The organism is Vibrio sp. SSH13-20 (genome assembly GCF_040104475.1).
GTDB classification, from domain to species: domain Bacteria; phylum Pseudomonadota; class Gammaproteobacteria; order Enterobacterales; family Vibrionaceae; genus Vibrio; species Vibrio harveyi.
The window spans coordinates 65065-83804 of the sequence record NZ_JBECOU010000008.1 but is presented as its reverse complement, the minus strand read 5'-3'; the positions used below and the strand labels follow the sequence as shown (position 1 = coordinate 83804).

The 18740-nt window shown below is 45.7% G+C and carries 20 protein-coding genes; 6 read left to right on the top strand and 14 right to left on the bottom strand.

Features of this window, described 5'->3' with window-relative positions:
- The first annotated feature begins 168 nt into the window (after window positions 1-168).
- From ABMY42_RS21160 to ABMY42_RS21150, 3 genes are all read left to right on the top strand, one after another.
- Window positions 169-1275, top strand: a complete 1107-nt coding sequence (locus ABMY42_RS21160) for an HlyD family secretion protein (protein WP_349266752.1) — start codon at window positions 169-171, stop codon at window positions 1273-1275.
- The gene (locus tag ABMY42_RS21155) at window positions 1265-2266 is read left to right on the top strand and encodes a DUF2955 domain-containing protein (RefSeq protein WP_349266751.1); all 1002 of its coding nucleotides are present in this window, start codon (window positions 1265-1267) and stop codon (window positions 2264-2266) included. The genes ABMY42_RS21160 and ABMY42_RS21155 overlap by 11 nt, the downstream gene beginning before the upstream one ends.
- A 133-nt stretch (window positions 2267-2399) precedes the next feature.
- Window positions 2400-3419, top strand: a complete 1020-nt coding sequence (locus tag ABMY42_RS21150; protein WP_069687222.1) for an FUSC family protein — start codon at window positions 2400-2402, stop codon at window positions 3417-3419.
- A gap of 64 nt (window positions 3420-3483) precedes the next feature.
- Here ABMY42_RS21150 and ABMY42_RS21145 read toward each other — a convergent pair whose 3' ends face one another.
- Window positions 3484-4353 (bottom strand): LysR family transcriptional regulator, encoded by an 870-nt coding sequence (locus ABMY42_RS21145; protein ID WP_069687223.1) that lies wholly within the window; start codon window positions 4351-4353, stop codon window positions 3484-3486.
- Between the two features lie 112 nt (window positions 4354-4465).
- On the opposite strand from ABMY42_RS21145, the gene ABMY42_RS21140 reads away from it, so the two are divergent.
- From ABMY42_RS21140 to ABMY42_RS21130, 3 genes are all read left to right on the top strand, one after another.
- Window positions 4466-5677, top strand: coding sequence for an MFS transporter (locus ABMY42_RS21140; RefSeq protein ID WP_069687224.1), 1212 nt, complete (start codon window positions 4466-4468; stop codon window positions 5675-5677).
- 82 nt (window positions 5678-5759) lie between these two features.
- Window positions 5760-6341, top strand: a complete 582-nt coding sequence (locus ABMY42_RS21135) for a DUF1415 domain-containing protein (protein WP_010647584.1) — start codon at window positions 5760-5762, stop codon at window positions 6339-6341.
- A 108-nt stretch (window positions 6342-6449) separates the two neighbouring features.
- Window positions 6450-7025 (top strand): nucleoside triphosphate pyrophosphohydrolase family protein, encoded by a 576-nt coding sequence (locus ABMY42_RS21130; protein ID WP_005445519.1) that lies wholly within the window; start codon window positions 6450-6452, stop codon window positions 7023-7025.
- 89 nt (window positions 7026-7114) lie between these two features.
- On the opposite strand, the gene ABMY42_RS21125 is transcribed toward ABMY42_RS21130, so the two are convergent.
- The 13 genes from ABMY42_RS21125 to ABMY42_RS21065 all read right to left on the bottom strand — a co-directional run bounded on the left by ABMY42_RS21125 (window position 7115) and on the right by ABMY42_RS21065 (window position 18116).
- Complete coding sequence (locus ABMY42_RS21125; protein ID WP_349266750.1) at window positions 7115-7888, bottom strand: nucleotidyltransferase domain-containing protein; 774 nt, start codon at window positions 7886-7888, stop codon at window positions 7115-7117.
- A gap of 32 nt (window positions 7889-7920) precedes the next feature.
- Complete coding sequence (locus ABMY42_RS21120; protein ID WP_009697382.1) at window positions 7921-8427, bottom strand: AAA family ATPase; 507 nt, start codon at window positions 8425-8427, stop codon at window positions 7921-7923.
- Between the two features lie 59 nt (window positions 8428-8486).
- Entirely contained in the window at window positions 8487-8720 is a 234-nt protein-coding gene (locus ABMY42_RS21115) for a hypothetical protein (protein WP_017190310.1), read from the bottom strand.
- Window positions 8721-8974: 254 nt separating this feature from the next.
- A complete protein-coding gene (locus ABMY42_RS21110) occupies window positions 8975-9391 on the bottom strand; it encodes a lysozyme inhibitor LprI family protein (protein WP_009697380.1) in 417 nt (138 codons plus the stop codon).
- An 87-nt stretch (window positions 9392-9478) separates the two neighbouring features.
- Complete coding sequence (btuD, locus tag ABMY42_RS21105; protein ID WP_349266749.1) at window positions 9479-10246, bottom strand: vitamin B12 ABC transporter ATP-binding protein BtuD; 768 nt, start codon at window positions 10244-10246, stop codon at window positions 9479-9481.
- Complete coding sequence (gene btuC, locus ABMY42_RS21100; RefSeq protein ID WP_349266748.1) at window positions 10233-11228, bottom strand: vitamin B12 ABC transporter permease BtuC; 996 nt, start codon at window positions 11226-11228, stop codon at window positions 10233-10235. Before btuC ends, btuD begins: the two co-directional genes overlap by 14 nt.
- Before the next feature lie 102 nt (window positions 11229-11330).
- On the bottom strand, window positions 11331-12359 hold the full coding sequence (locus ABMY42_RS21095) for a succinylglutamate desuccinylase (RefSeq protein WP_005439838.1): 1029 nt from the start codon (window positions 12357-12359) through the stop codon (window positions 11331-11333).
- Window positions 12360-12597: 238 nt separating this feature from the next.
- On the bottom strand, window positions 12598-14397 hold the full coding sequence (locus ABMY42_RS21090; protein WP_349266747.1) for a M3 family oligoendopeptidase: 1800 nt from the start codon (window positions 14395-14397) through the stop codon (window positions 12598-12600).
- Window positions 14398-14479: 82 nt separating this feature from the next.
- Entirely contained in the window at window positions 14480-15094 is a 615-nt protein-coding gene (cobC, locus tag ABMY42_RS21085; RefSeq protein ID WP_349266746.1) for an alpha-ribazole phosphatase, read from the bottom strand.
- The gene (gene cobU / locus ABMY42_RS21080; protein WP_039974535.1) at window positions 15091-15639 is read right to left on the bottom strand and encodes a bifunctional adenosylcobinamide kinase/adenosylcobinamide-phosphate guanylyltransferase; all 549 of its coding nucleotides are present in this window, start codon (window positions 15637-15639) and stop codon (window positions 15091-15093) included. The genes cobC and cobU overlap by 4 nt, the downstream gene beginning before the upstream one ends.
- Window positions 15636-16442: an adenosylcobinamide-GDP ribazoletransferase gene (locus tag ABMY42_RS21075; protein WP_349266745.1), complete on the bottom strand. Its 807-nt coding sequence runs from the start codon at window positions 16440-16442 to the stop codon at window positions 15636-15638. Before ABMY42_RS21075 ends, cobU begins: the two co-directional genes overlap by 4 nt.
- Window positions 16442-17485 (bottom strand): nicotinate-nucleotide--dimethylbenzimidazole phosphoribosyltransferase, encoded by a 1044-nt coding sequence (gene cobT / locus ABMY42_RS21070; RefSeq protein ID WP_349266744.1) that lies wholly within the window; start codon window positions 17483-17485, stop codon window positions 16442-16444. The genes ABMY42_RS21075 and cobT overlap by 1 nt, the downstream gene beginning before the upstream one ends.
- Before the next feature lie 19 nt (window positions 17486-17504).
- On the bottom strand, window positions 17505-18116 hold the full coding sequence (locus tag ABMY42_RS21065) for a flavin reductase family protein (RefSeq protein WP_349266743.1): 612 nt from the start codon (window positions 18114-18116) through the stop codon (window positions 17505-17507).
- Window positions 18117-18740 lie beyond the last annotated feature (624 nt).

The window sequence follows — 18740 nt, the reverse complement described above, 5'->3', positions numbered from 1 at the left end:
ATTCAAACCACTACTCTACAAAATTTCCGAATGTCGCATAATGGCAATTTTTACTTCCTTACACATTGTATTTTAACGCTCAAACGAACTGGTCTCAGTTTAATTCGCGCCTAGCTTGCGTCGATGGAGAACTCTGACCATCTTTCTTCATCATTAGTGAGTGTTTATATGTCAGAGACAGCAGCAGAAAACCAAGTAAACCAGACGCCGAAACCGGTTAATAAGGTCAAGCGCACAACCAATGCATTATTGGCACTCACTATGGTGTCCATTGGTACAGCGATAGTGGCAGATCGCATCATTCCGACAACCGATAATGTCCGTGTGGAAGGCAATGTCGTCTCATTGATCCCACAAGTTTCTGGCCAAGTAGACAGCATCAGCATTAAACCAAATACCGAAGTCAAAAAAGGCGATGTGCTACTGCAAATCAATACCACCGATCACCAGATTGCGGTCAAGCAAGCAGAAGCAAAACTCAAGATCGCAGGACAGAATGTTGGCTCGCAAATGGCAGGTGTGATGTCAGCACAAGCTCAATTGACCACCGCGCTCGTGGCCCAAGAAAATGCTAAACGCCAAGGGCAACGAGTTTTAGCCATGGCAGAAAAAGGCGTGGTTTCAAAATCAGATGCAGATACGACTCGCGCAGCCATTGATAAAGCGAATGCCGATGTCGTTAACGCCAAAGCGAACCTCGAAAAAGCAAAAGCTCAGGTGGGAGCGGCAGGTGAAGAGAACGCTCAGATCCAATCGGCTTTACTAGAACTGCAACAAGCGCAACTGAACTTATCACGCACGACAATGCGAGCACCTTCTGATGGCGCTGTGACCAATTTTAATTTGTCTCAAGGCGCTTATGCCACAGCAGGTTCTCCTTTGATGACGTTTGTTGAAAGCGACGGTTTATGGCTTGAAGCCTTCTTCCGCGAAAACAGCATGGGCAACATTAACGCCGGAGATAAAGTTGAAATTGCACTCGATTATGCGCCCGGACAAACCTTCTCTGGCACAGTATCTTCAGTAGATTTAGGGGTTGCATGGGGCGCGAATAATCAGCCAGGCACCTTAGCCACCGTGAAAAATCAAAATGGTTGGCTGCGCGATACACAACGTATGCCCGTGACCATTAAGCTCGATGATAAACATGCGGCTGACTTCATGCGCATCGGTGGACAAGCAGATGTGGTGATCTACACAGAGAGCAACGCTCTATTTAACTTTCTGGGTAAAGTTTGGATCAATCTAGTGAGCGTGTTCTCTTATGTTAGATAGTCTGACTCAAGCACAAGAACGTCGAATACTGCGCTATGTTGTCACCGTAGGTTTGGCTACTTTTATCGCGTTATGGTTTACCTGGCCTTTGGCATTTTGTACGCCTCTTTTGACGGCAAAATTCATTGTCGATAAACCCCAGTTTCATATCCTGCATGTCAAACAACTTGGCTATGCGTTGATCTCCACCGCGGTCATTGGCTTTTTGGTATCGAGCGGCTTGCCAGAGTACAAAATAGGTTTTCTGGCCGTACTGTCGTTGGGCATGTTGTGGAGCTATTACCTATTTACCGATCCAAAATGGGTAATGTTTGCCACTTTCTTGATGATTGCCCTGATCTTGATTCCATCGGTTACCATTATAGACAAGCAAGCCGCGTTAGACGTGGGCATCGGTTTTGCGTTTTCTGGTATCGTCGCCGTAGCGCTTTACGGGGTGTCGCATGTTTACTTCCCAGAAGAGGATGCGACTGAATTTGCTGGCTTCCCTCCCTCCCCTCTAACTCAAGAAGTTCGTTGGAATGCTGCGATTCGAGCTTGGATGATGTCGTTTCCCTTGGTTTGTTTTTATTTCTATTTCCAACTGTCACAAATATTACTCACCGTTGCGTTTGTCATGCTGCTTTCTCTGATGGCAACCAGCGACAAAGCGGGCAAAACATCATTGTTTTTTGTTATCAGTAATGTGTTAGGAGGACTACTCGCTTTCGCCGCTTTCGTTACCATTTCTCTGGTGCCAAATATGTACATCTACATGTTAGTGATGTTGGTGGTTATTACGTTACTTGGGACCAAGATTTACACCGAGCCCGCCAAAGCCCCAGTCTACGCCACTGCATATACGGGCTTTATGGTGTTAATGGGTACCTCCATGAGCAGCGGTGCGCTAGACGATAAGTTTTACGTTCGGATATGGCAGTTAGTGTTGGTCGTTGCCTACATGGTATTTGTGACCTATTTCTTCGAATCTCGCGACAAGAAGACCGCGTAGTCGCATTAAGCTTGGGCACTTGATGCTGCTCAAGCTTTCATCACTATTGTCGCAAACTGGCAATGAATATTTCATCAAATTGGTAATCTCATACCTTCCTTATTGTTATTCACTGAAGGATGGGAAATACGCCATGCTCGATTCACTCGCTCAAAAATTCATCCCACCAAAGCCTTACCTTGTGTTAGGCAACCGCATGTTTTTGCTTTCCATCGTGCTGCTTATCATCAGTGCGTATATTTATGATGTCGGAGAAGCTTTTGTTGCGGTGGAAGTGGGAATCATCCACTACCTATACAATCTCAAATTCAGCACAACAAAGGACACTCTACTAGGTAGCCTTCATCCTTTGATCATGACATTAATTGCGGTACCACTTTCCATGGTGCCTATCACTTATGCACCTTTTACCAGTGCGGTGTTTGCTTTCTTACTCGTCATAACAGAGCGCGATAAACACCACCAAGGAGTACCAAAGTACATTCTGCCGCTGACGTTTATGTTGTTATCGATGATGATGCCAGTAGATATCCCAGCCACAGAACTTATTCTTCAACGTTCAGTATCGGTTGTGCTTGGCATCACTGTGGCGATCATTGCTAGCACGCTGGTTTGGAGAAACACCAACGCCGAGAATGGCTCGATGAACACCACACATAAAATTGGTCGTGTTGATCTCAAGTACTCCAGTCGCAAAGCGCTAGGGATTGGCTTGGTGCTGTCGTTAGGTATATGGGGTGGCACAGGAGCCGTTTTAGGTGCTTACCTATTTATGATGATCCACAGCCCGTTCAGCAAAGATTTAGCACCGAAAGCTTGGCAACGTTTGAACGGAACCTTTCTTGGCGCATTAGTTTATTTGCCTGTGGGGTTGCTATTGGGCTCGTTCAACTCCGACATGGCAATCACAATAACCATGTGGGTTTTAGTCATCGCTTCGCTTTACGGCATCCTTGTGTATCTCGAACACAACTACACCATTGCCACGGCTTGTATCATGCTACTTATTCTTACTGTATCGGTAGGTCCTTTTAATCCGGAAATGGCAGAATTGATCTTTTCGCAGCGAGTATTGTTCACCGTAATCGGTGGCGCTGCCATGGTGGCTCTTGGGGTTTTGATACCACTTAATGAGAAAGAGATAACTGCATAAAAACAAAAGCCTCCCGATTAAAGGGAGGCTTCCATTGAACAGTTTGGTTTTAATTGGATACGAATCAAACATACCGCTTCACAAAGTCAATGAAAGTACGGTCGGCAATGGATAGATAGCCTTGTTTTCGCCACGCGAGTGCAAGGTCGAGCTTAACGCTCGGTTCAAATGGAATACCCACCACGCCTTGTTCATGTTGTGTCACCAGTTCTAGAAGCGCGGTAATAGCAAATTCTTGTTTAACGATACTCAGAATGAGCGGCAGCAAGTTGGTTTCGAATGAGGACTTCATCGTAAAGCCATGCTCTTCACTAACGTGGTCTAAGAATTCTCGGTGGAAGTAGCCATGCTGGAACATCACCAAATCATGCTCGAAAAACTGATCAAATGTGATGGCGTTGCGCTGAGCTAAATCATGTTCCGGAGCCACAACAGCAACCATTTGGCTAGTGAACAGATGATCCGTTTCTAAGTCGTCTGGTACAGCGTCACAGCTAATCACGCCAATATCGAGCTGACCATTAAGTAACATTCGACGGATAGACTGTGTCCCCGCCTCCACCAGCGTTAGCTTTAAATCTGGATACTGGCTCTTAAACGCCATGACAATTCGAGGAAAAAAATAGCTGCCCATCATTGAAGGCGTACCAAGGCGCACTTCCCCTTTGGCTAAACCTTTAAGTTCATCAATCGCTAGCTGCGCATCGTGTAGTTGCTGAATCACTCGCTTAGCGTGAACCAACAAGGTTTCCCCTTCTTTGGTTAAGCTGATTTTCTTTTCTTCTCGGCGAAACAGCGTCACGCCAAGAGACTGTTCGAACTTCTTAATTGAAATACTTAACGCTGGCTGAGCAATGTGCAAAGCCTTAGCTGCATGAGTAATGTTGCCGTGTTCCGCGACCGCCAAAAAGTGTTTAAGTTGTTTCGATTCCATTAGATCAAAAATATATACCAACCATATTTTTAATATATTTTTTCAATCCACAACTAACTGATAGATTGATCACAGTTTCTTTATATTTGCTCGCTCGCATTAGGCAGGACTCATGGTCAGTTTCGGCACTCCGGAATACAAACGCATTACGCTATCTCTGGCACTCGGCTCGTTTTTAGTTTTCTCGAACCTATATCTCCTTCAGCCGATGCTGCCAAGCTTTGCGGCGCACTTTCAGATCTCGGAAACGCAAGTCAACTGGCTATTCGCCGCCACCACACTGGCTCTCTCCTTTAGCTTGGTCCCGATGGCTGTGCTCTCTGAATCGATTGGGCGCAAACCTGTAATGATGTTTGGTCTGTTTTCGATCCCTGCTATCTCCGCATTAATGCTGCTTGGCGATTCGTTTTTGTTCTTAGTGGTTTGTCGCGCTTTGATCGGTGTTGCGCTTGCCGCGTTTGCAGCTGTTGCCGTTGCTTATATGGCGGAAGAGCTAGATAAACACGCATTTTCAATGGCGATCGGTACTTATATCGCAGCCAATTCATTGGGAGGAATCGCAGGACGTATCAGCGGAGGATTGTTGGCAGACAACTTCAGCATCGATGTCGCCATCGAAGTTATGATGCTATTCACCCTTATCGGTGTGGTCAGCGTGCATTACTTGCTGCCAAAGCAGAAAAACTTCACCCCTTCTTCAAGCAGTTTAAGGCACCACAATAAAGCTATAATCGGACACTTCAAAAATCAACGTGTGTGGTTCGCTATGCTAATTGGCGGTTTGAACTTTGCCTTGTTCGTTAATCTTTATTCGGTAATGGGATTCCGCTTGGTCAGTGCACCACATAATGTGCCTGTCGGGTTAGCTTCTCTCATCTTTGTTTGCTATCTAGGTGGTACGTTCTCTTCCCGCTGCGCCGGACATTGGAGTAAACGCTTTTCACCGATACTTGGCATGTTTTTAGGCTCTATCGTCAGTATGGCTGGCATGTGGATCGCAGTAATTGAAAGCATACCTGCAATGTTGACAGGTTTGTTATTGATCAGCTTCGGCGCGTTCTTCACTCACACACTTGCTTACGGCTGGGTTGGACAAAACGCAACACAAGCAAAAGCAACGGCGACCGCATTGTATCTCGTGCATTACTATATTGGCGGCAGTTTAGGTGGATTCCTATTGCTCTATTGCTGGCAAAACGGCGGTTGGTCGAGTGTACTCATCGGCGGCAGTGCACTGTACATCGCCATGTTCGCTGCTATCACATTCTTAAAACACATCGCAGAGCGAATTGACGCTGGCGATAACGCAGACATAAGGGCTTAATAAAGCGTTAAGCCCTATTGATTTTATGTTGTGGCGTTGGTCTGCTATGCTTGCGCCACATTCATAAAAGCAAGAAAGTCGTATGCCAACGCGCTCAACACAAGAATCATCAAACACCGATATCAATGCGATCACAGAGCAAGTCAATCAATGGCTCAATGATGTCGTGATCGGGTTAAATCTCTGCCCGTTCGCTGCTAAGCCACAGCGCAATAAACAAATCAAAATCTTCGTTAGTGAAGCCTCGCAAGAAGAAGCTCTACTTGAAGACATTTTGCTGCAACTGATCGAGCTCAGTAATACCGAGCCAGAAAAACTGGAGACAACCTTGGTTGTGGTTCCAAACATGCTGCAAGATTTCTGGGATTACAACTTCTTCATTGATTGGGTTGAAGGTTTGATCAAACAGCAAGATTGGGAAGGCATTTTCCAAGTTGCCACCTTCCATCCTGATTACTGCTTTGGCGGTGCAGAACCAGAAGATGATGAAAACCTGACGAATCGCTCTCCATACCCAGTGTTTCATTTGATCCGTGAGGAGAGCATGGAAAAAGTACTTAAGCACTACCCTGATCCAGAGTCCATTCCAGATACCAATATTGCACGTGTTTCAGCGCTTTCAGAGGAAGAACGTAAGAAGCTCTTCCCTTACCTATTTCGCTAAGACTCACTCCCCAAGAGACAGAATTCTAACCAGTTAGAATGGGATCGCTTGGGGATTAAAGTTCGGTTTGATATGATTGCGACTTCAATCGATTCAATGGACATTAGAATGCAACTGTCAAAGCTAACCCAAGAGATTTTTGATCACCTATACCGTGACATCACCGAGTTCCGTAGCACTTTCGACCTACCAGTGGCGGATGTTGCAAGCCTAGACGCACAAGCAGATACACTACACACTTCTCTTGCGATCGAAGAGCTTACTGAACTAGCGGAAGCGGATTGCAAAACCGAGCAAGCAGACGCAATCATTGACAGCGTTTACGTTCTAATGGGTCGTCTAGTACACCTTGGTGACAGCAAAGTTGAAGATAACCTAGCGATCAGCTACCTGATCGATCTACTGCTTAACGTAGCGGTGAACCGTGGTATCGACTTTATCCCTTGCTGGGACGAAGTACATTCAAGCAACATGAGTAAAGTGTGCCGTAACGAGCAAGAATACGCAGAAACAGAAGCGTTCTACGCTGAACAAGGCATCAAGCTGATGGCGGTTCAAAAAGGCGAATACATCATTGCTAAATGCGCAGAAGATTTTGTATCTGAAGGCAAAACGGTACGTAAAGGTAAGGTTCTAAAATCGGTTTACTACCGCCCTGCAGACCTTAAGCCACTTACACAGTAAGTCGTCGATTAGGCACTACAGATAAAATTTAGCGCCCACAATACTCAATATTGTGGGCGCTTTTTATTCTGAGCGTTCTTGATAAACAATCAACTATGCAAAGCCCTAGCATTGATGTATTGACTTAACCGCTGATAAAGTGCGATGGCATCTATTTTGGACGCTATGTTGCCTATTGCACATTGGTAAGCAAGATCAATATCTTGATGTTGATTTGGGTAGTATTTTCTCGCTACTTCGACACATTCAGGCAAGTTGATATACCAACTGCCGTCCTTCTCAGCGACAAAATAGTAGGCAGCTCTTATCAACTTCTTACCAATCACTTTTGCTACCGCTTTGTCACTCATTTGCGCAAAACGACCACTCATTTGCTCCAAAAAAACCGCGAGGTCATCATTGAGAGCTTCAGCGATTTCAAAGCTGGGTTTATGTGACACAAACTCTTTTGATAAGTCATTTCCCCAAATGCAGCAGCAACAGTGCTTGAGCCAAAATTGCCAATGGCATTTTTCTTTTGGGTCTAGAACACGATGACGCTCACCTGGGTCAATATCAAGTTTGCTTATTTGCGGATAAGCTTTGGGGATGCTTGAAGACAGTTTGTTGAATATGCCCAGTTCATTTTGACTCACCGGTGCGGTCAGTATTACGGAAACATCGAGATCTGAGTGCCCCAGCATTGCTGTGCCTCTGGGAACGCTGCCGTACAAGTAGATACCATCTATTTGTTTTGGAAGTTGCGTTATCAACTCACCAACAACGACCTCAACAACTGGTTGGAACTCTATTTGAATATTTTCTGGTGAACAGTCATTGCGGATAAAGCCCTGGGCATCGAGACCATTATCTCGCTTGTGCATGGCGAATCTCCATCATAAAAGGAATGCTAAATTCAAATACCAAGCTTTTCGACCAATTTGGCAAACGACGTTTCGATACTGTCTGCTGCCGTATCAATCTTGACGACTTCCGTCTTCCAAGCCTCGTAGTGACGAGCTTTTACTTGTTGCCAATTCGGTAGCTGCAGGTTCTCAACTTCATTCTTACGAGAATCAACACGTTGTTTATGCTCATTCTCATCCGAGCAACTTATCTCTATGTTAACAAAGTGAGCGGACATGCTTGTTGCCACTTGCTGCCATTCATGCCGTGTAAGCTCTATGGGGTTACAAGAGTCAGCGATACAACTCAACCCAAGTTCAAGGTTATCTCGGATGATCCGGTAACTTAGCCGATAACCCTCACCTTCAACCTTGAAATGACACAAATCACGTAGACCTTGCTCTATAGTGTCGACGCGTACATACATCGCGCCAACTCTTGCGGCTAATAGCTTTGCTAACGTCGACTTACCAGACGCAGGAAGACCAGAAAAAATGTACAAGGTAGGAATCGTCAAATGAACTCCTTCTCTATTAAATGCCATAAGCTTGAAATACATGATTCAAAAGAATGATGCTAAAGAACATCAAAGCGACATGCCAAACATTCGTCACCATCAATGTACTCTGCGAACCAATAATGCCCATCTTCCAATTCTCGATAATTGACCAAAGTATATGATTTGGCAAACCGATATTGCAATACAATGAGCTTATTGCATTTTGGCGGCCAACTCGTTGTTTCAACAATTAAATTGTTGTTTTTCAGCTCAGATTTAAGGATCTCAGTTAGAAGGAGACTTTGGAACATACTATCGGTCCTCAAAAGAAGTGCTAGCTCTCCAACAAGAGAAGAAACTTACAGCTAAATTTACCCGCAAAATGCCCTACGATCAGGCTCTGAATCACATTTGCCCTCTTTGGCATAAAACACTTCCCATTTACTGCCTGAGTGGGCTAAACAGTATCTCTCATCCGCTATACCGTTTAGCGTGATAGAAGCCGTGTTGAGGTTAAGTACGTTGACGCGTTTTAAAAAACGAATCTATCCGCGTTTAAGTAACACTACTCAACATTTGGTTCGGGTAAAACCGGCGGCGTACTATCCATGTAGGTTAAGAAGTTTTGCCAAATTTCGTGAGTTCTTTGTTGAGTTAATTGAGTTTCGCAGGAAATAGCCATCACGCCACGAATTGTCCCTTCACGCCACTGCGTATATACCGAATCACAATGCGACGTCACATACGCTTGCCAATCTTTTTGTGCAACTTGAATCGCTTTAATCAGCTCAGGATCATAAGAATTATGTTCGAAACTCGTTTCCAAATACTTATTTAGTTGCTTTTGAGCAGCCTCTAACTCAATGGCTGCACACTGATTAATCTCTAGGGTACTGACCGCGTTATTACAATCTATCGCTTCTTCTTGAGCAAATGCCATAGATGACAAACTCGTTAGAGCCACAATCACGTATTTTTTCATTCCTTTCTCCAAAAAAGAGCTCAAGCCGACGCCATTTGGGGTCATGGTTAAACGTTAGTGTCTTGAAGCGTCGCTTTAATATACGCCTCAATCAAAAATCAAATAGGGTCTATCTTCCAATACGACTTTACGAACCTGAGTTTGGAAAACTTCTGCCAAGCCCTCTTCCGTGAGTACTTCATCTGCATGACCTAAAGAATGCAATACGCCGTTATTGAGCAGCAAGACTTTATCAGCATGCCTAAGCGTTCGGTTTAGGTCGTGGTTTGCGACCAACACCCCGATACCTTGCGCAGCGACGGCATTAATAAGCTGATATAGCAGTCCTTCTTGGGCAATATCGAGCGGCGCTGCGGGTTCATCCAAAATCAATAGCTGAGAGTAAGGGTTAATTGTGCGCCACACTTGCAAACACACTCCGGCTAAACGGACACGCTGCCATTCACCGCCGGATAATGTCTGAATACTTCGATGAAGCTTGTCTTGCAGTTGTACTAGCTCAATAACAATATTAACGGCATCTCGTACTTTCGCGTCGCTGATATTGGCACCAGTTGGCAATGAAAGTGCTAAGTATTGAAAGACATCAACATTGAATGCGGGCCTTGATTGCTGACACAGATACCCACGAATATGCGCTTGTTCTGAAAGTGGCATTGCTAGTAAGTTTTTATTGTCGACAAGTACTTCCCCACTCACGCCTTCACGCTGAGTTAAAGTGCCAGATATCGCGCCAAGTAATGTACTCTTTCCTGAGCCGTTTGGACCCACGACATGAACAACCTCACCCGGCTTACATTCAAAGGAAAGCGGTAGAAGTCGACTTCCCACTGCGATGTGCTTAACGTGCATCATGACTTTTCACCAGCATCCAAATGAAGATAGGTGCACCGATAGAAGTGGTCATCACTCCAAGCGGCAGCTCAGCAGAATCAAGTAACAAACGCGCGCCGATATCAGCAAACACCAATAAGGCTGCGCCAGATATTGCAGATAGAGGCAACAGGTAGCGGTTTTCTGAACCAAACGCCAATCGAAGCAGATGCGGCACGACTAAGCCCACGAAGCTAATGATCCCCCCCAACGCAACGGAACCACCAACAAGTACGGAGATTGCCAAAATAAGTTTCCAGCGCATCTGATGAACATCAATACCCAGTTGATTGGCATGGATTTCCCCTAGCATCAACTTATCAAGCGGTTTGCCCTTGGAGCAGAGCCAAATTAGCACAGGTAGCATGACCAAAGTAACCGTGTGCTGATACCAACTTGCTCCACCAATGCTCCCCATTAGCCAATACATTAACTGACGCAGGCTCAAGTCATCGCTAAAGTAGAATGCCCACGTCACAATCGCGCTCGACAGAATGCCCAAAGCAACACCGACGAGCAACAGCCTTGCGGTAGTGAGATGCATTGCCCTTGCGATACCAACCAATATGACGGTAAACAACATCGAACCGGCAATGGCAGCCAACATAAAGATCATCGGTGAAGGTAAAACTGGTAAGGCAAACATGACGAGCACCATTGCCAAACTCGCGCCACCGGAGATCCCGAGAACGCCGGGTTCGGCTAATACGTTGCCAAGCAGAACTTGTAAGGTCGCACCAGAGACCGCCAGAGCCGCACCAATAATAGCGGCAGAAACCAAGCGTGGCAGGCGTAAATCCAACAAGAGTTTTTGTTCAAATGCAGAGAGAGACTGAAAAGGAGAAAGGAATACCTCTCCGACCATCAAGTGGATAGCAGAGAGCAGCACGAGAATCACTGACATGATCAAAAGATTGCGTTGCCAGCGTCGTTCCTTGTTCAGGATAAGTTGTTGAAAATCCATAGTAGCCGATAAATACAAACGAGGCTTAACCTTACAGTTAAGCCTCGGTAAATTGCAAATGTGTTCTTACGCTTTATTCGCCGAAATTAAAGCGATATGGCATTAATCGTAGACTAACTCGCCATCTTCGTAGCGCGTTTTCACTTCACACACCATTAATGCTGCGCGTTGACCAATCGCAACGTGGCGATTTGGGAAAACAACGGCTTCGTTATCGTTCTTCGCCATTAATGGTTTGTCACCATCGTGACCAAACACTTCGCCGTGAACGAATGAGGTGAAGTTCTCGACGTTGTCATCAAACATGAAATCGAAATCTTCGTGCAAGCGCACAATCGTACGACTCACACGGTACTTGATACATGGCTTAGACAAGTGCTCAGCTTTCGCCTCTGCAATTAGGTTACGCAGTGATAAATCGAATGCTGTCAGTTTGTCTAAGTCGTTTTCACCAATGCGAGCCACACGACCAAGTTCCATCGTCAAAGCTTGCGCGCCGTAGTTCTCTGCACTGAACCAGCTGAATGTGCTGGTTGGCGAGTTAGACAGTAGCACTGCTTCAATATGTGCACTGTCGAGAAAATCAATCAAAGCTTTGCTACGAACAGGATGACGCGTTTTCGGACTCACAGCAAAGGTGTAGTGCTTTGAATCACGGATCGCACAGTGCAAATCTAAGTGCCAGCGTGTTTCCGCTGCCGTATCTTGATAGAAATCTCTGACTAACAATTTAAGAGTATCAGCAATCGCAAGCTCTTTGGTTGGCTCGTGCTCTTTCTCATCAAACAGTCGGTTAAGGTTTTCTTCTAAAAATCGCGTGTGCGCCAGGGTCGATTCTGGGTGAGCGATAATGAATAAGCATCGAGCCTCGACTTTCTGGAAGCCAGATTCGATGTCTTTGATAATTGAATCCACCAGCTCCATCGGTGCGGTTTCATCCCCGTGGACACCACAAGAGATGATGACGTTCTTTGTTTCCTGAGTGTATTCGTCAGGAATCACTTCTAGCACACCACGCTGATAGAGTTTAAGTTTTACACCATTAGACAGCACCTGCTCCGCTGGCGCGACATCAATATGAACATCTAACGTGTCAGTTAAAAACGATTGGCGAAAGAGAGACTTCGTCATGCGTTACTCCTTAATAGCACGGCGGGTATGTTAATAAATTGTACAAAGGATTTTTGTTGTTGCGATCCCACTTATGAGTAGAAGCCACCAAATTTATTTAAAATCCCATACCTTTTCGCGCCATGCACTCAAATCAAGCATTGAGGCGTTTATTTTTTAAACAATTACAAAGTGTTAGGGCTGTGAACTTTACCACAGCCCTAAAGAAGATCATTATGATTTGATCAACTTTTAGCGTTTATTCACCACGTTGTGCGAGTAAACGTTCAAATTCGTCTACTTTGTCACGAACTAGCTCCACACTCTGCTGCCAGAATTCTGGTTGCGTCAGGTCCATTGAAAGGTGCTTGTCTACAACCTCTTCAGCCATCATGTTGCCAGTATCGCGCAACAGTTCTACGTAATCGCCGTAGAAACGCTCTCCTTTAGCTTCACGTTGAGCGTAGATACCTTTACTGAACAAGAAGCCGAACAGATATGGGTAGTTGTAGAAACTCACACCAGAAATTGAGAAGTGCAGTTTGCTCGCCCAGAAATAAGGGTCAGCTTCGCTCATTACATCGCCATACCAATCTTTCCACGCTTCTGACATTAACTCACAGAAATCATCTGCTGTCAGTTCGCCCTCTTGGCGACGCTCGTAGAAAGCTTTTTCGAACTCGTAACGAACTGGAATATTGATCATCAGCGCCAACGCCGAAGAGAGCTCTTCCCACAGCATTTCGAGCTTATCATCCACACTTTCTGCTTTTGAAATCAGATGATCGCGAACGATGTTTTCAGCGAAAATTGAAGCTGTTTCTGCCAACGTCATCGGGTAGTACGTTTGGCAAAGCGGCAAATCACGAATCACCCAGTTGTGGAAGGCATGACCAAGCTCGTGAGCAAGCGTCATCAAGTCTGAGCGGCTACCACTCCACGTCATAAACACGAGCGGCGTACGCGTCGCTGGCAGCTTAGTACAGTATGCGCCAAGGCGTTTGTTGGCATTAGGCGCGGCATCAATCCAGCCGTTTTGTACCATCATGCGGACAAACTCGGACATGTCTGGATTCACGGTTTCAAACGCTTCACAAATGACGTCGATTGCTTCATCGAAGGGATAAACTTTCGCTTCACCACTCAAAGCAGGCATCGCAGCAAGATGGTTCCATGGTTTCATCTCATCCAGACCGTGGACCTTAGCCATTAGCAAACCGGCTTTTTGACCAATTTCACGACTGTCTTTAGCGACTTTCATCATGGCATCCAACGTTTCTGCTTTGATTCGGCTGCCATGCAAGCTTGGATCAAGGAAATGAACATCACGTTTGGTAGAACGCTTTTTGTTCTCTGTTAAACGCCAACCTGAAAGCGCGTTAAGGATAGAGGCAAAAGACTCTTGGTGTGTCGACATCGCCTTCTGAACACCACGCCATGCAGCTTCTTGGCGATCAAATTCAGAACCATAAAGAATGCTTGCTGCTTGCGAGAAGCCAAGCTCTTCACTTTCACCATCAGCGTAGTCAAGCTTCACTTTCAAAGAACCCGTGAGGTTGTTGTATAACTTACCCCACGCAGATTTTCCATCCACGCTCATCGCCGCTAATAGCTTTTCTTCTTCGGTGCTTAAGCGTGTGTCAGCCAGTTTGCGTGAGTTCAGGATTGAAAACGCCTGACCACTGATGTCTGGATTTTCATGATCCAAAACGCGAGTAATGAACTCTTCATCAGCGTGAGTCAATTTAAGCTCAAACGCACTGTAAGCTTGAGAAAGCTCAGAGAAAATACGCGTCATACGACCCAGCAGTGCTTTCGCTTCTGCATTTGTCGCATCCACTGACGCGTAACAGTTTGCGAAGTTCGCAATAGTGCCAGCCAAACGGCTTGCCGCCTCGCTGGTTAAGATTGCGTTTTGCATCACTTCAACAGAGTTACAATCAGCAGACTGTTTATTGAGTAGGTCAATGCATTGCTCTACAAGGGCAATGTCATCTTGAATTCGTGGGTCAGCGAGATCGTTATAAACGATGGATAAATCCCAGCTAGGAGCGGTCATTTATGGTTCCTTTTGATGTAATCGAGCCAGCTCTTTTCTCTCTAAAACTCGGTAGAGATCCAAGCGTTGGCTACTTCCGTGACTAATTTTCAAATAGTGGTACGCCTATCGAACGAACTGAGGCGTAAATCTGATCATCGATGGTAATTGTTATATGTGTTACTGACGCATTTCCTATCGCTAATGTCGAATACCATCGCGGATTGCGCCAATCTACACCCAATACATGGGCAAGAATCATTCTAATTACGCCACCATGCGTGACAATTAGCAAGTTGTCATTGATATCATTAATGATTTGAGACCAAGCACAAGTTACACGATGAGAGAAATCATCCAAGCTCTCAGCATTCGGTAAGGTGTTTTGTGCCGGTGCTTTCCAAAACGCATCGAGCTTATTCCAGTGCTCAGAAAGCATGTCAAATGGGATGCCGTCGAAATCACCAAAATCCAACTCTTGAAGTTGTGGTTCCACACTTAAAGGCAAAAGTTGCTGCTCAGCAAGTATCTCAGCAAGATCGTGACAACGTGACAAAGGAGAACTGATGATCCCTTCTACTTCTCGACCCGTCTGTTGCCAAGCTTGCGCAATTTTGCGTTGCTCAGCTTCATCGACTTTTAAATCGGCTTGTCCGTGTAAACCTGGGGCTGCGTTCACTTTCCCGTGTCGCAGTAAATAGATATTCAGCGTTTTCATCTCTTCCCTTCCTGTGGTTTGAGCTCAAGCGGCAAGCCCGCAGCGACAAACGTGACTCGCTCACATACGGTCGCCAGTTTTTGATTCATCCGTCCCGCATTATCGACAAAGTAACGACTGACGGCGCCGAGCGGCACAATGCCCATGCCGACTTCATTAGAGACAAAAATTAGCGTCGCGTCAGATTGTGCTGCCGCATTCACCAACAACTCAATTTGCTCCTCTAATCGCTCATTGTTGCAGTCATCATCGAGTTCAAAGATCCAGTTGTTGAGCCAAAGCGTAAGGCAGTCAACTAACACGACATCTTGAGACGAAAACTCACAAATTAGCTCAGGCAAGTTAAGCGGACATTCATGTTCAATCCACCCAGCCCCTCGCTGCAGTTTATGATGAGCAATGCGCTGCCTCATCTCGTCATCAAAAGGCAATGCCGTCGCTACATAGTGAAGCGTTCCGTTTTTATTTTGTGCCCATTGTTGCGCCCTGCTCTCTGCTAAGCTCGATTTTCCTGAGCGCGCACCACCTAGAATAAGTTGCTTCATAATGAATGACTAAATGCGATAAGAGTGAGATAAACAAGCAACTCTGCAAGCTGCTGCGCAGCACCAAGGCAATCGCCGGTAAATCCGCCGATACGTTTGGTCAGCCAGCGTTTAAAGCCGACACGAAACAGTGTCAATACCAATACAATCACAGCAGCCTGAGTCACGCCCAGTAACAGCGCGACAACCCCACCTGTGAACAGTAGTATCGCGACTTCTAAGCTCGATTGCTTATTCGCTAACGGTTTACTTTTCGAGGTGTCCGCGTCACTAACGTAAGGCATGTCATATATGAGAGTGGCAGCCAGTGCTCGGCTCACGGTGTACGCCACGACGATCATCAGCCAAAACTGAGGCTCATTGGCTAACTCGCTCCAAAATACAAACTTCGCCAGCAGCGCCAGCATTAGCGTTGCCGCTCCGTACGTCCCGATGCGGCTGTCTTTCATGATGGTTAAGCGGCGCTCTAACGTCATACCACCGCCAATGCCATCCGCCATATCCGTTAAACCGTCCTCATGAAATGCGCCGGTAAGCAGCAGGCTAAATGCCATGGTTAACACGATGGCAACTGAGTTTGGGAACAATAAACTTGCCAGTGAAAACACAGCTGCACACAGTAGCCCTAGCAACACACCGACCAAAGCAAAGTATCGCCCCGCTTGGTTCATGCGCGTTTCACTGTAAGGTAAATCAGAAGGTACTGGTATGCGGCTAAAAAAGCTGACTGCGAGCAAGAAAAGCTCACTCTGATAGCGCAAAGAACGAGTCTCTGAATGGAGTGTATTATCAGAACCAGACACTAAACCGTCACTCCCGCACTCTCAAAACTTGCCATGTTGTTGTAAAACTGAGCCGCCGCTTTTACCAGTGGCAAAGCAAGCGCTGCTCCGGTTCCTTCACCTAAGCGCAGTCCAAGATCTAAGAGAGGCTCCGCTTGTAAGCATTCCAGCACAAACTTGTGTCCATTCTCTTCTGAGTTATGAGCAAACAACATGTAATCTCGCGTCTCTTCATCTAATAGAGTCGCGACATAAGCGGCTACAGATACGATAAATCCATCGACCAAGACTGGCGTTTTATGGCGTTTCGCTTCTAAGAATGCGCCAACCATTTGCACGATTTCGAACCCACCGACTTGAGCCAACGCGCCTTTGGTATCAAGGTCACGGCAGCGATTCACACCTTGCGCGACTAGCTTGATTTTGCGGTTTAGCTGCTCTTGAGTAATGCCCGTACCATAGCCAACACAATGGTCGACTTCCAATGGACTCAACGCTGTTAACAATGCCGATGCCGAACTGGTATTGCCAACCCCCATTTCACCAAACATCAACAAGTTCGAGCCATTAAGAATCGCCTGTTGCGCGACCTTTGCACCATATTCTAAGCCTAGTGCGACTTGTTCTAACGACATCGCCGTTTGTTTAGCAAAGTTTGCCGTGCCATTTCCCAAACGTTTCTCAATCAAGTTGGGATGATGTTTAAAGTCAGGAACTAAGGTATCGATCGGTGACAACATGCCACAATCAATGACCTTAAAGTCAATTTGGTTGAGATCGCAGAAACAATTAATGGCGGCGCCACCAGCGAGAAAATTCGCCACCATTTGCTGAGTCACAGCGCTTGGCGCAATGCTCACCCCTTCTTCGGCGATACCGTGATCACCAGCGAATACCAACATGGTTGGTTTGCGAATTACTATTGTTTCAACCGCTTGAGGCTTATCTTGGCTTTGAATTAACGCCAGTTCTAGCGCCACTTTTTCGAGCAAACCAAGAGCGCCTAATGGTTTGGTTTTGTTATCAATGCGAGCTTGAATTTCTGAGGCAAAAGAGCGATCCATGATGATGGTTCCTTATTCTTTATTTTGGTCGAGAAACAGAGAACGTCTTTTCTAGCGTGGCGTACTCATTTCCACCAAGCCTTGCTAATGGGTCAACCGCTAGAGAGTCGACTTTTAAACGATCACCTTCCATGGATATGACCCGCTCATCGACATAAATGTGTTCAATCTCAGCAAAGATTAAACTTTGCGGTGTCTCCCCCATCTCTATCACTTCATGCAACTTACAGCCGAATGCAATTGGCGCGCCCTCTAGGCGTGGTAATTCGAAACCTTGGAAATCAACCGTCTCAAGTTGAGTCGTCTCTAGTTCAGATTCCCCATGTTCTAATGTGGCAGAAGATAAAGTGACTTTATCCGCGAGATCGCTGGGTGCAATATGGATAACCAACTTACCGGTTTCTAATGCATTTCGCGTGGTGTCCTTGATGTCCCCATTGGGCTTTTTTCCCACAGAAATCATCAATAAAGGTGGACGGCTAGAGACCGCAGTAAAGTAGGAAAATGGCGCTAAGTTGAAGTTTTGCTCACCTGAGTCTGTGAGCACCCAAGCGATTGGGCGAGGAATGACAGTTTGAGTCATCAAATGGTACACCTGCGTTGGCGCAAGCGTACTGAGATCTATGTTCATACGACGTCCTTGGTCTTAGAAAACCGCGAGAGAAATGAGACTCCCGACAAATTGAGAGAACAAGTGTACCCCTCTCCCGTGCAATTTCATCTGATTTTCTCTTTTTGACAGCGCTTTTTGTCAATTCGACAGTCATATTGATAAAAATATTATTTCAACCTGCTCATTTAGCGATAGAAGAAAAACAAAGTCGAGCAATGAAACCACATATGTAAACAAGAGAACCTTTCTTTTAAGAGGTAAGACCGAAAGTCAGCCCACCTATCGAAACAGGTCTATATAACTGAATAATAAATAATTTTAATTTCCATTCGTCGATTTAAAATGATTTTTTGTTCCTTATAGGGTTGTTAGATTAGTTCCGATTTACCCACAACATTCCAATGTTGGCACGAGTGATGCTATTCAGATCTTGTCCCCGACATAAAGAGTGAGAAACCATGTTTGCCAATCAAAGTCGTCGCCCTGCTAAGAAAGGCAAGCCCAACAAACAACGCCCATCGCGGCAATCCATACCCTTATCATTCTCCTAGGAAAAAAGACCCGTTCGTCCCGCGGGTCTTTTTATTTGCGGGTATTTTATTCGCTTAGCTTTCTATACCCAAGTAACCTCGAGATGCTAGG